This window comes from Alcanivorax sp. HI0007, assembly GCF_001635525.1.
Lineage (GTDB): Bacteria > Pseudomonadota > Gammaproteobacteria > Pseudomonadales > Alcanivoracaceae > Alcanivorax.
Genome location: NZ_LWEJ01000169.1, coordinates 1 through 12,978, shown reverse-complemented (window position 1 = coordinate 12,978; position 12,978 = coordinate 1). Strand labels below are relative to the sequence as shown.

Genomic DNA, 12,978 nt, shown 5'->3' with positions numbered 1-12,978 from the left:
CTTCTCGTACCCGGACAGCGGAGAATTAGCAACCCCCATGTCTTCATGAGTATGCTGGTGATCATCCTTGTTCAGCGGAAATTCATCAGGATTGCTTGAGTGTAGATATCCATGCAGCTGCATCAACAGCAACAGCAACCCCAACACCATCAGCAGCCCATTGGTCGCTTGACTGAAGCGTTTGAACGATGCCATGCGGCGCCAACCAGACAATAAAAACAACATGATGGCCAGCGCAGCAATCTGCCCCAACTCTACGCCAACATTGAAAGCCAGGATGCGAAAAACCAAACCATCTTCTGCCAGAGGTAATTGCTGCAATCGCGTCGACAGTCCAAACCCGTGAATAAGACCGAAAGCGAAAACCATCCACATTAAGTTTGGTGACTTCATCTTCAGATAAGTCTTGAAACCGCCAAGGTTATCAAACGCCTTATAGCAGACAGTCAGAGCGATAACCGCATCCACTAAGTAGTAATTCGCCTGAATACTATAGAGGGTGGCAAACACCAGAGTAATCGAGTGGCCAATGGAAAACGCGGTTATAAAACGAACAATGTCACTGAAGCGGGTCAGAAAGAACACCACGCCGAACAGAAACAGTAAATGGTCATAGCCTGTGACCATGTGCATCGCTCCAAGCTCAATGTACTCCATGAAACCGGCATTGAGCGCCCTCGCCTTATCCTCTGCTGACATGCCATGCCCCATGGCGATGCTGCTTGCCAAAATGGATAGAAGACCAATCCAGTATTTCAATTTCACAACCTAAACTCCCTTGTTGTTGATTTGCTGCGCTGCCTTCCCATTGACCAGCCGGTACAGGGCTGGCAGGACAAATAGCGTTAGCAAGGTAGAAGAAATAATGCCGCCAATAACGACAGTCGCCAGTGGTCGCTGAACCTCAGACCCGATACCCGTATTCAGCGCCATCGGCACAAAACCCAATGATGCCACCAGTGCGGTGGTTATAATTGGCCGTAACCTGGTCACCGCGCCTTCAATAATCGCGTCATCCAGCGTTACACCTTCATGCATCAACTCACGGATAAACGACACCATTACCAACCCATTGAGGATGGCAATACCCGAGAGCGCGATGAAACCCACAGCTGCAGAAATGGAAAAGGGGATATCTCTGAGAAACAGCAAGCGGTCGGCTAAATCTGTCCTTTTGGCTGCACTTCTCGGCATGCTGGTCGATCATCCGTTCAATTTGCTGTCTAGTCAGGCGCTCTGCCCGCATCACAATGGCTGGGAAAAAACTGGTGGCAGGCGGCCGATTTGAAAATTGACCCGGTAAAAAACCATCCAACCGACCGCTGGGACTTGACGATCTATAATAAATGAATCTGGATATTAGTCGCTAATCAAAGGAAAAACTCCAATGAATAGAGCTTATCCAGCACTCACGGACAACCGTTTCATGGTCTTGGTAAATGTCTTGGCGCTGAACGTAGCCCCCGAATGCGTAGAGGACTTTACAGGCAATTGCTGTGCCGCTAGACTTCGCTTCCTTTTTGTTTGGGCATAACTGGCGTGGTTAGACGCAGATTCATAATGGCAATGATGCTCCTGATGGCTTTGCAGTCGGTGGTGTCTGTTGCTGATATGGGTCAGTTTTATAGTCCGGGAGTGGTTCACCACGATGCTGAACTTTTAACTGACCCCTCGGATATTGAGCCAGCCGACACGACCGGCAATCAGTCTCCCGCCGCGCCGGACGATTCCGGCCATTCATTCGTGCAATGTGATCTGTGCCATGGGCACTGCCATATGCTATCGATGGGTTACCTGCCGGACGCTTTGGGCAATATGCCGGACAAAAGCCTGACGGGCTACCAGGCCAGTTTTTCCTCTGTCGATCAATCCTCTCCTTTCCGCCCTCCTATCGTTTGATCCTGCGAGCAGCACCTTCCCCAGCTTGGGGAACTACTGTCATTTAGACTTTCGTAGGAGTAGTTTCATGCTTTTTGGAATGCCCATAAAAAATGGGCGGCGGGTAATACCGAGTCAATTTTTTAACACCTTGCTGTGTCTTCTCGTGCTAACCCTGACGGGCACTGTTGCGTACGCCGAGCAGGCACCTCTCACACTTGCCAATGCCCTCTCGCGGACCGTGGCGCAGAACCCCACCCTGCAGGTTTTCGATTTTCGCCTTCAGGGCCTTGAAGGCCGTCGTTTCACGGCGGATCAAAATCCTGCCCTGGAAGCCGGCCTGGAGGTGGAAAACGTCCTCGGCAGCGGCAACCGGCAGGGGAGCGACGCGGCAGAGTACACCCTGTCCTTGTCATCGGTTCTCGAACTTGGCGGCAAGCGTGAGGCCCGCGTCAGCGTCGTCGACTCGCGATACGCTCTGGTCGAGGCCGAGCGCCAGGCCGAAACCCTGGATGTGCTGGGACAGGTGGCCCAGCGTTTTGTCGCCACCTTGGCCCTGCAGGAAAAACTTGAACTGGCCGCTGACGCTGTGGCGCTGACCGAGGCCACCCACGAGATCGTCACCCGTCGCGCCGACCGGGGCGCGGCGCCCCAGGCCGAAGTCATGCGCGCCAGGGCCGCGCTCACCCGGAGTCGTATCGAGCAGTCCCGCGTGTTAAGCGAATACGAGAGCCGGAAAATAGCTCTGGCTTCGCTCTGGGGTGATACCCGTCCGGACTTTCAGAGTCTGGAGGGCGACCTGTTCCAGTTCGGGTCCTCCGACAGTTTCGAGATCCTGTACCAGCGGGTCAGTGAGAGCCCGGCCATTCAAATCTATGCCAGCGAGCGGCGCGTCCGTGAGGCGGAAGTCCAATTGGCACGGAGCCAGTCCGAGAGCGATATCCGCTGGCAGGTGGGTGTCCGGCAGTTCGAGGAGACGGATGACTCGGCGCTGGTCGGCGGGTTTTCCGTACCGCTGTTTTCCGGACGGCGCAATCGCGGCGAAGTGCAAGCCGCTCTGGCGGCGCGGGATGAAGTCCGGTACCGCCGGGAGGACACCCTGCTTCGCCTCCACTCGCGCCTGTTCGAGGCTTACCGACAGCGGCAGCAAAACATCGAGGCGGTTGAGCAGATTCGCGGCCAAGTGCTTCCCGATCTGAGTGATGCCCTCAGCCAGACCCGCGAGGCCTACGAGAAAGGTCGCTACAGCTATGTGGAGTGGACCGCCGCGCAGCGGGAATTGCTCTCCGCCCGGCAGGCGCTGGTCGACGCCGCCACCACGGCGCTGCTCAACCAGTCGCTGATCGAACAACTGACGGCGCAGCCTCTGGCTGGCCGCTGAACAAGGATTACTACCATGAAAGTCGTTAACTATTTACTCATACTTGCCAGCGTTTATGTGCTGACGGCCGGACCGACTCATGCCGCGGAAGATGATCACAGTGATGATTCGCATGCGCACGGTGACGTCAACGAAGAGCGCGGCGAGCACGAGGAGTCGGAGAGCACTCACGCGGAAATCTCCGCCGAGATGGCGGAGCAAGCCGGTATCCGAAGCAAGGCCGCAGGTGCCGGCATCCTGGAGCGCACCATCAGCAGTTATGGCCGCCTTGTTCCCAATCCCGACGGGATTGCCCTGATCAGGGCACGCTTCCCGGGTCAGGTTACGAAAATCAATGCCAGTCTCGGTGACGCGGTCAAGGCTGGCGAGCCACTGGCCAGCATCGAATCCAACGACAGCCTCCAACCCTACACCTTGCGTGCGCCTTTCGCCGGTACCGTTATCCAGCGCAATATCAACGTCGGCGAGCTGGCCGGGGAGCAGGCGCTGTTCACCATCGCCAAGCTCGACCCGCTATGGGTGGAATTGAAAATCTTCCCGGGGCAGCGCCGCGAAATCGCACCAGGACAGCTGGTGCGAATTGACACCGGAGATGCCCAGCACGAGTCCAGGATCAGTCATATCGTGCCGCAGAACAGCGGCTCGCCCTACGTCATTGCCCGGGCAGAAATTGCCAACGCAGAGGAGCTGCTTTCACCGGGCCGGCTGGTTTCGGCGAGCATCGTGGTAGAGCGTATCGAAGTGCCGCTGGTGATAGAAAATCGGGCCCTGCAGTTGCTCGACGAATCCCAGGTCGTGTTTGTGCAAGAAGGCAATAGCTTTGAGCCCCGGCCTGTCGAGTTGGGCCGCACGGATGGCCAGTTCACCGAAATACTTTCTGGCCTGAAGCCCGGCGAACGCTACGTGGTGGAGAACAGCTATCTCATCAAGGCGGATATCGAAAAATCCAGCGTGTCAGACGACGATTAACAGGAGGCCACTATGATCGACGCTATCGTGCGCCTCTCTGTAGAACGGCGCTATCTCATGCTTTCGCTGATTCTGGTGCTGATCGGTGTCGGTGTCTGGAGTTTCCAGCGCCTGCCCATCGACGCGGTACCTGATATCACCAATGTCCAGGTGCAGATCAACACCGAGGCACCCGGTTATTCACCCCTGGAGACAGAGCAGCGCATCACGTTCCCGGTGGAGACGGCGCTGTACGGCCTGCCCAGCCTGTCCTACACCCGATCCCTGTCCCGTTACGGCCTGTCCCAGGTGACCGTGGTGTTCGAAGAAGGCACGGACATCTATTTCGCCCGCAACTTGATCAACGAGCGCCTTGGCGCCATCAAAAGCGTCCTTCCGCCTGGGCTGGAGCCGGAGATGGGCCCCATCGCCACCGGGTTGGGCGAGATTTTCATGTACACCGTGGATGCGGCGCCCGGCGCCACCCGGGAAAATGGTGAGCCCTGGGATGCCACTGCCCTGCGGGAAGTGCAGGACTGGATCATCAAACCTCAACTGGCCCAGGTGCCCGGGGTGATCGAAATCAATTCCATCGGCGGCTACGACAAGCAGTATCACGTCACGCCCTCCCCGAAAAAATTGTTGGAGCTCGGCGTCAGCCTCGAGGACTTGGTGGCGGCACTGAGGGCCAACAACGCCAACCGTGGCGCTGGCTATATCGAACGCAATGGCCAGCAGCTGCTGGTGCGCTCCCCCGGCCAACTGAAGACCATCGGCGACATCGAACAAGTAGTGATCGCCAACCGCGATGGCGTGCCCCTCCGGGTGAAGGATGTCGCGGAAGTGGCCATTGGCAAGGAGCTGCGCACCGGGGCTGCCACCCGCGACGGCGTGGAAACGGTGATCGGCACCGCCATGATGTTGATGGGAGAAAATTCCCGTAGTGTCGCCCGGGCCGTTAGCGAGCGGCTGGAGGATATCCGGCCATCCCTGCCCGAGGGCATTCGCGTGGAAGCCGTCTATGACCGCACCACTCTGGTGGACAAGGCCATCGCCACGGTGGAGAAGAATCTGCTTGAGGGTGCGCTGCTGGTGATCGTGGTGCTGTTCCTGCTGCTGGGCAACCTGCGGGCCGCCCTTATTACCGCGGCGGTGATCCCCCTGTCGATGCTCGCCACCATCACTGGCATGGTGAGGACCGGCGTTTCCGCCAACCTGATGAGCCTGGGGGCACTCGACTTCGGGCTGATTGTCGATGGCGCGGTGATTATCGTGGAGAACTGCATCCGGCGCCTGGCCGGGTCTCAGCAGGCTACGGGTGCGCGCCTGCCGCTCAAGGAACGGCTGCAGGTCGTCTATGAAGCCACGACCGAGGTGATACGTCCGAGCCTGTTCGGGGTGGCGATCATTACCGTAGTTTACATCCCCATCTTCTCCCTCACAGGGGTAGAGGGCAAGATGTTCCATCCCATGGCCGCCACCGTGGTCATGGCCCTGGTGTCAGCCATGGTGTTTTCGCTCACCATCGTCCCCGCCGCCGTTGCGGTGTTCCTCACAGGCAGGATCCGCGAAAAGGAAAGTGCCGCCATCAGTGCGGCCAAAGGGATCTATCGCCCGGCGCTGGAGCTGGCCCTGAAATTCCGCTGGCCGGTACTGGGGGGCGCCGGCGCCCTACTGGCGGTCTGTATCTGGCTAGCAACCACCCTGGGGTCGGAATTCATCCCCCAGCTCAGCGAGGGTGATATGACTGTGCAAGCCCTGCGCATTCCCGGCACAGGTCTGGAGCAATCCATTGCGATGCAGAAACCTTTGGAGCGGCGCATCAAGGCCTTCCCCGAGGTAGACAAGGTATTCTCGCGAATCGGGACACCGGAGGTGGCCACCGACCCCATGCCACCGAATATCGCGGACAGTTTCGTGATTCTCAAGCCGCGCGAGCAATGGCCGAACCCGGACAAACCGCGAGATGAGCTGATTGCCGAGATTCAGGCGGCGGTCGGGCAATTGCCCGGGAACAACTACGAGTTCACCCAACCCATCGAGATGCGCTTCAACGAACTGATCTCCGGTGTGCGGGCGGACCTGGGCATCAAGGTATTCGGGGACGACCTAGACCAGATGCTCAATGCCGCCAATGTGGTGCTCGAAGTCGTGGAGTCAGTGGAAGGGGCCACCGATGCCCGGGTGGAGCAAATCACCGGGCTGCCCATGCTGTCGGTGCACCCCAAACGCATGGCGCTATCCCGCTACGGCCTGACCGTGGATGATCTTCAGGATCTGGTGGCAGCGGGTGTAGGTGGCGAAAACGCCGGCCTGATCTACGAAGGGGATCGCCGCTTCCAACTGGTGGTGCGCCTGCCCGAGGTCATCCGCCGGGATGTGGACAGCCTGGCGGATCTGCCGGTGCCCCTGCCGGGAGGCGGCTATGTGCCACTGTCAGAAGTGGCGGCGCTGGAGTTGGCTCCGGCCCCCAACCAGATCAGCCGGGAGAACGGCAAGCGACGGGTGGTGGTCACCGCCAATGTCCGGGATCGCGATCTGGGCGGCTTTGTGGAGGAGATCAAAGGAAGAGTTCGACAGGAAGTGGATCTGCCCGCCGGGTACTGGCTGGATTACGGCGGTACCTTCGAGCAACTGGAATCCGCCAGCCAGCGCCTTGCCATTGTCGTGCCCGTGACCCTGGCGATCATCATTGCCCTGCTGGTGATGGCATTCAGATCGCTGAAAGATGCGCTGATCATCTTCAGCGGCGTCCCCCTGGCCCTGACCGGTGGCGTGCTGCTACTGTGGCTGCGGGACATGCCGCTGTCGATCTCCGCCGGTGTGGGCTTTATAGCCCTGTCGGGGGTGGCGGTACTCAATGGTCTGGTGATGGTGGCGTTTATTCGGGATCTTTGGCACAACCAGGGTGATCTGGTTTCCGCCGTGGTGGAAGGTGCTCTTATTCGTTTGCGTCCGGTCCTGATGACCGCACTGGTCGCCAGTCTTGGCTTCGTGCCCATGGCCCTCAATACGGGTACCGGCGCTGAGGTTCAAAGGCCGCTGGCCACAGTGGTGATAGGCGGGATTATCTCATCGACGCTACTGACGCTGTTTGTACTGCCAATTCTGTACACATTGCTGCACCGCCAGGATGAAAAGGTGTAATTGCATCCGGGTAGCCCGCTCTTGGCCGCCATTTGGCCGGGAGCGGGTCGTTTTCGAGAAACAAGTTCGGCATTGATTGCCGGCCAGGAAATGCAGCCTTACCGACTGGCAAGCACGGTCAAACCGAGCGCATTTTTAAGGCTTTTTTCCGCTAAGGTTTCAGGAAGATCCATCCAACTCGGCATTGGGATTTTCTTTTCGCAGTAAGCCTACGAAAACGAGAAGCAATGCACCGAGGACAATTGCAATATCGGCAAGGTTGAAGGCTGGCCAGTGCCAGTCTCGCCAATAGAAATCGAAGGCATCTACAACATAGCCGCGAAAGATCCGGTCAATCAGATTGCCCATGGCGCCACCGAGGATAAGACTGTAAGCGATGGCGTCTCCATTATGACCTTTTTCACGAATCAGCTTGATCAGCACGACCGAGACCACTACCGCGATTCCGATAAAAAAATAGCGCTGCCAGCCCCCAGCATTTGCGAACAGACTGAATGCGGCACCGGTGTTCCATACGTGCACCCAGTTAAAGAACGGGGTCACCGCGATCGACTCGCCATAAGCCATTGTTTGTTGAACCAGCCATTTTACAGTTTGGTCCGATGCTGCTATCAGGCCGGATATGGAAAACAGGACATACGGCGAGAGATTGTTGCCAATAAAGGGCATGCTTTAACCCTTGAGCGCCAGAATGCGCCTGGCACCGTTAAGCACGACGAGCCCCGCGATGCTACCGATAACCAGATCCGGATAATTGGAGCCGGTCCACGCGACCAGAACGCCGGCGGTAATGACCCCCAGGTTGATCACCACGTCGTTGGCCGAGAATATCCAGCTTGCCTTCATGTGCGCTCCGCCCTCCCGGTGTTTGGCTATCAGCAGCAGACAACTGGTATTGGCAATCAACGCGACGAATGCGATAGCCATCATCACCAGCGATTCAGGCTCACTACCGAATACAAAGCGTCTCACCACCTCTATGAGTACGCCAACAGCCAAGATCAGTTGCAGGACACCCGCAAGATGGGCAGCACGTAGCTGCATTTTCACGCTGTGACCAACCGCATAAAGGGCAAGCCCGTACACGGCCGCATCGGCAAAATTATCCAGGGACTCTCCAATCAGGCCGGTGGACTGGGCGATCAGACCGGCAGTCATTTCCACCACGAACAGAAGTGCATTGATGCCGAGCAACCAGCGCAGGGTCCCGGATTCTTGCTTAGCAGAAGCTGCCGAAAACTCGGCGGCCTTGATGGTCTCCGGATTTGCAGCGACGGTTTCCTGAAGCGAGGCGCCTAGCCCCAAGGTCTTCAGTTTCGAGGTGACGGGCTCGACCTCGCCGTCATGCACGACCTTCAGCCGGCGGTTCGACAAGTCGAAGGACAGCGCCCGAATCTCCTCAAAGCCGTTCAGGGCTAGGCGAATCATTCGTTCTTCTGATGGACAGTCCATCTTCGGCACGGCATAAACACTGACCCATCTACCTGGCGCCTCGGAGGAGGCCTGTATATCGGTATCCGCTGCGGACGTTGCATCACCGCCACAGGCGCCACCACAGGATTTGCTCATGATACGACTCCACTTGAACAATGTTGTGGTACCATTTAAAACTATAAAGCTACTATAAGGTCAATAGAGTAAAGAATCCGTTGGGGAGGAGGCTGATGCGCATTGGTCAGTTGGCGCAGTTGGTAGGGGTCGAAACACAGACGATCCGCTTCTATGAACAGCAGGGCTTGTTGCCGCCGCCTGATCGGCAGGACAACGGTTACCGTGTCTATACCGAGAAGCATGGTGAGGGGCTGGCCTTCATCCGTCGCTGCAGAATCCTGGGCCTGTCACTGGCTGAGATTCACGAACTACAGAGCTATCAGGACGACCCTCATCAGCCTTGTACCGCCGTCAACGCCTTGCTCGATGATCACATCTCTCATGTGCGGTCGCAGATAACCGCTCTGCAAGCGCTTGAGAAACAACTCGTTTCACTGAGAGCGAGTTGCAACGATGACCGGGAAGTTGAGGCGTGTGGGGTTCTTGCTGGAATTAGCGAAGGAAACATGCACCAGCAGTAGGTGAAGCATCAACCAGATAATCCGATGAGATGCCGGTCTGTCTCACTCTCATGCAAAGGTAAGATCAACCATTTAATCCGCTTACCCTCTTGAACAATCGATCCAGCGTGCTCTGGATAGTATTCAAGGTACCTCCGCGCTGCTTCTCGAAATGCGCATAGACAGATTTTGCGTCTGCCGTGCGCCCCTTCCAGAAGTATTGCAAGACTTGCTTTTCTAGTTCACCCAGCTGCATGAATCCTGACCACTTAGAGATTATCAATCTGGCAATCAGACTGACACACATAAAACCGATCGTCAATCGGCTTTTGTATGGCTAGCCCCCCCCTCCCAGCATCACACGGAAAAATTTTGTCTTTAACACCTGTAACCCCCGCCGATTATTAGTGTCAGATCAGTGCTGATCTGACACTAAGCAGGGTGCCAAGACCAAAAGATTGCGATCCTTATGTGCTCTATTTACTTATTCACAATCGCAACCACCCAAGCTTTAAGCTTGGTTAACCCGGATTCCTGTTGCGTCGTTGCATCAGCAGATAGGCTGCGGGCAGCACGAAAAGTGATAACAAAGGTGCTGTTACCATCCCTCCTACCATGGGCGCAGCAATGCGGCTCATGATCTCGCTACCTGTGCCTCCCCCCCAGAAAATCGGAAGAAGACCGGCAATAATAACAGCTACAGTCATCGCCTTAGGTCGAACACGTAATACCGCGCCATCACGGATAGCACCCATCAAGGCAGCTTCATCCTTTTGGCCCTGCTCCTGCCTCTCCTGCCACGCCTGCTTTAGGTACAGCAACATGATCACGCCAAACTCAGCAGCGACACCCGCCAGGGCGATGAAGCCGACACCAGTAGCCACCGACAAGTTGTAGTCCAGCAGATACAAGAACCAGATACCGCCGGTCACCGCAAACGGTAACGTAGCCATAATCAGCAAGGCTTCACCGATACGGTGAAAGGTCAGGAATAACAGTACGAAAATAATCAGTAAGGTCGCCGGCACCACCACTTTCAGTCTCGCATTGGCCCGCTCCAGGAACTCAAACTGACCGGCAAAGGACAAGCTGACCCCCTCTGGCAGCCTGACTCCATCATTCATTGAGGCACGTAGATCATCCACTACCGAGGCTAGGTCACGCCCCCGAACATCGATATACACCCACCCAGACAGTCGGCCATTCTCACTTTTTAACATCGGTGGCCCATCGGTAATCTTGATATCCGCCACGGTTCCGAGGGTAATTTGTTTTCCTTCGGGAGTGACTATGGGCAAATCGCGTAAGCGATGCACCGTGTCGCGCCACTCGCGAGGATATCGAAGGCTGATCGGGTAACGCTCCAGCCCTTCCACTGTCTCACCGATGTTTTCACCACCAATCAAACCACTGACAACCGACTGAATATCCGCGATGTTGAGGCCATACTGAGCCGCAATGCCACGCCGAATATCGATATCCACATAACGACCACCAGTCAACCGTTCAGCCAATGCTGAGGAAACACCGGGTACTTGTTTGGCTACCTGTTCGATTTGACGACTCACCTGGTCAATGATCTCTAGGTCATTACCCGCTACTTTGATGCCAATTGGGCTCTTGATGCCAGTGGCAAGCATGTCGATACGATTGCGTATCGGAGGAATCCAGATATTTGCCAGTCCAGGCACGCGTACAATACGGTCCAGCTCCTCGACAAGCTTCTCCGTTGTCATGCCTTCACGCCATTGGTCCTTGGGTTTGAAACGGATGGTGGTTTCAAACATCGTCAATGGTGCAGGGTCAGTCGCTGTCCGCGCACGCCCCGCCTTGCCGAACACCTGCTCCACCTCAGGCACCGTTTTGATCAACCTATCGGTCTGCTGTAGAAGCTCGGTAGCTTTTTGTGCTGACAAGCCTGGTAAGGCACTTGGCATATACAGCAAATCGCCCTCATCCAGCGGTGGCAAAAATTCACCACCAAGCTGACTTAGCGGCCAAAAGGCGGTAACAAAAACTAAACCGGCAACCAGCAAGGTGGTTTTCGGCCACGCCAAGACTCGCTCTAGTACGGGTTGATAACAACTAATCAAAAAGCGACTGATTGGATTACTTTCCTCGGAAGGTATCTTTCCCCGAATCCAGTACCCCATTAACAGTGGAACCAATGTCACCGATAGGCCGGCTGCCGCCGCCATAGCCCAGGTTTTGGTAAATGCCAGTGGGCCAAATAGCCGCCCTTCCTGTGCTTCCAAGGTAAAGACAGGAATAAACGACAAGGTAATAATTAGCAACGAGAAGAACAGCGCTGGCCCCACTTCGACAGCTGCTTGCTCTATGACTCGCCAATGCGCATTACCAGTCAGAGATTGCCCTGGGTTATCCCGATGCCAAATCTCAATTTTCTTGTGAGCGTTCTCGATTAACACCACTGCTGCATCCACCATAGCGCCGATAGCGATAGCAATGCCGCCAAGCGACATGATATTGGCATTGATGCCCTGGTAACGCATCACAATAAAGGCAGCAAGGATTCCCAGCGGTAGGGAAATGATGGCCACCAGTGACGAACGCAAATGGCCAAGAAACAATACGCACACCAGTGCAACTACAATGAACTCTTCAATCAATTTGTAACTGAGGTTTGTTACCGCTCGATCAATCAGCTCACTTCGATCATAGGTGGTGACGATCTCAACCCCTTCCGGCAAGCTTTCCCGCAGTGTCTCAAGTCGCTCATGCACGGCAGATAGCACGGCGCGGGCGTTCTTGCCTGAACGCAGAATGACGACCCCGCCGACGACTTCCCCTTCACCGTCCAGCTCGGCAATACCACGCCGCATCTCCGGACCAAGGCGAATCTGCGCCACATCTCCAAGCTGTACTGGCACTCCATCAACCAGTTTTAGTGGGATTTTTCGGAAATCCTCGAGTGACTGAAGGTAGCCACTGGAGCGCACCATGAACTCCGCTTCGCCCAGCGTCAGCACTGCTCCCCCGGTTTCCTGGTTAGCTTGTTCTATCGCCTTGCGTACTTGTTGATGACTGATCCCATGGCTGGCGAGTTTGACCGGGTCAGGGACTACCTGATACTCACGTACCATGCCGCCTATGGTTGCCACTTCTGCAACGTCAGGCAGAGTCTGCAGCTCGTATTTTAGAAACCAGTCCTGTATCGAGGTTAGCTGCGATAGATCATGCTGGCCGGTGCGATCGATCAATGCGTACTGATAAATCCAGCCGACACCGGTAGCGTCTGGCCCAAGTGATGGTCGTGCTGTACGCGGCAATTCAGACTGGACCTGACTAAGGTATTCCAACACCCGTGAGCGTGCCCAATACAAGTCGGTACCATCTTCAAACAACACGTAAACATAACTATCACCGAAGAACGAGTAACCACGTACTGTGCGCGCACCTGGCACGGCCAGCATGGTGGTGGCAAGTGGATAGGTAACCTGTTTTTCCACCAGCTGCGGTGCCTGACCTGGGTAACTGGTGCGGATAATCACCTGTACATCGGACAGATCCGGTAAAGCATCTACGGGGGTATTGTTGATAGACCAGATTCCC

10 protein-coding genes and 1 pseudogene are annotated in these 12,978 nt (G+C 56.1%); 5 read left to right on the top strand and 6 right to left on the bottom strand.

Annotated features, from left to right (window positions below):
- Together A3714_RS08965 and A3714_RS08960 are read right to left on the bottom strand one after the other, a co-directional pair.
- Positions 1-765, bottom strand: a 765-nt coding sequence (locus A3714_RS08965; RefSeq protein WP_082850719.1) for a HupE/UreJ family protein, incomplete at its 3' end; no start/stop codon positions are given.
- Between the two features lie 3 nt (positions 766-768).
- Positions 769-1,149, bottom strand: a pseudogene (locus tag A3714_RS08960) (efflux RND transporter permease subunit); the annotation flags it as partial.
- Positions 1,150-1,560: 411 nt separating this feature from the next.
- Here A3714_RS08960 and A3714_RS08955 point away from each other — a divergent pair.
- From A3714_RS08955 to A3714_RS08940, 4 genes are all read left to right on the top strand, one after another.
- Entirely contained in the window at positions 1,561-1,899 is a 339-nt protein-coding gene (locus A3714_RS08955) for a hypothetical protein (protein ID WP_062817552.1), read from the top strand.
- A gap of 67 nt (positions 1,900-1,966) precedes the next feature.
- Positions 1,967-3,259 (top strand): TolC family protein, encoded by a 1,293-nt coding sequence (locus A3714_RS08950; RefSeq protein ID WP_062817553.1) that lies wholly within the window; start codon positions 1,967-1,969, stop codon positions 3,257-3,259.
- 15 nt (positions 3,260-3,274) lie between these two features.
- Positions 3,275-4,228 (top strand): efflux RND transporter periplasmic adaptor subunit, encoded by a 954-nt coding sequence (locus tag A3714_RS08945; protein ID WP_062817554.1) that lies wholly within the window; start codon positions 3,275-3,277, stop codon positions 4,226-4,228.
- 12 nt (positions 4,229-4,240) lie between these two features.
- Positions 4,241-7,354 (top strand): efflux RND transporter permease subunit, encoded by a 3,114-nt coding sequence (locus A3714_RS08940; RefSeq protein WP_062817555.1) that lies wholly within the window; start codon positions 4,241-4,243, stop codon positions 7,352-7,354.
- Between the two features lie 159 nt (positions 7,355-7,513).
- On the opposite strand, the gene lspA is transcribed toward A3714_RS08940, so the two are convergent.
- Together lspA and A3714_RS08930 are read right to left on the bottom strand one after the other, a co-directional pair.
- On the bottom strand, positions 7,514-8,023 hold the full coding sequence (gene lspA / locus A3714_RS08935) for a signal peptidase II (RefSeq protein WP_063508760.1): 510 nt from the start codon (positions 8,021-8,023) through the stop codon (positions 7,514-7,516).
- Between the two features lie 3 nt (positions 8,024-8,026).
- Positions 8,027-8,923, bottom strand: coding sequence for a cation transporter (locus A3714_RS08930; RefSeq protein ID WP_063508761.1), 897 nt, complete (start codon positions 8,921-8,923; stop codon positions 8,027-8,029).
- Positions 8,924-9,018: 95 nt separating this feature from the next.
- Here A3714_RS08930 and cadR point away from each other — a divergent pair, with 95 nt between their 5' ends.
- A complete protein-coding gene (cadR, locus tag A3714_RS08925; RefSeq protein ID WP_004364961.1) occupies positions 9,019-9,426 on the top strand; it encodes a Cd(II)/Pb(II)-responsive transcriptional regulator in 408 nt (135 codons plus the stop codon).
- A 64-nt stretch (positions 9,427-9,490) separates the two neighbouring features.
- Here cadR and A3714_RS08920 read toward each other — a convergent pair whose 3' ends face one another.
- Together A3714_RS08920 and A3714_RS08915 are read right to left on the bottom strand one after the other, a co-directional pair.
- A complete protein-coding gene (locus A3714_RS08920) occupies positions 9,491-9,661 on the bottom strand; it encodes a BlaI/MecI/CopY family transcriptional regulator (protein ID WP_230457727.1) in 171 nt (56 codons plus the stop codon).
- Between the two features lie 265 nt (positions 9,662-9,926).
- Positions 9,927-12,978: efflux RND transporter permease subunit (locus tag A3714_RS08915; protein ID WP_063527173.1), on the bottom strand; the 3,052-nt coding region annotated here is incomplete at its 5' end.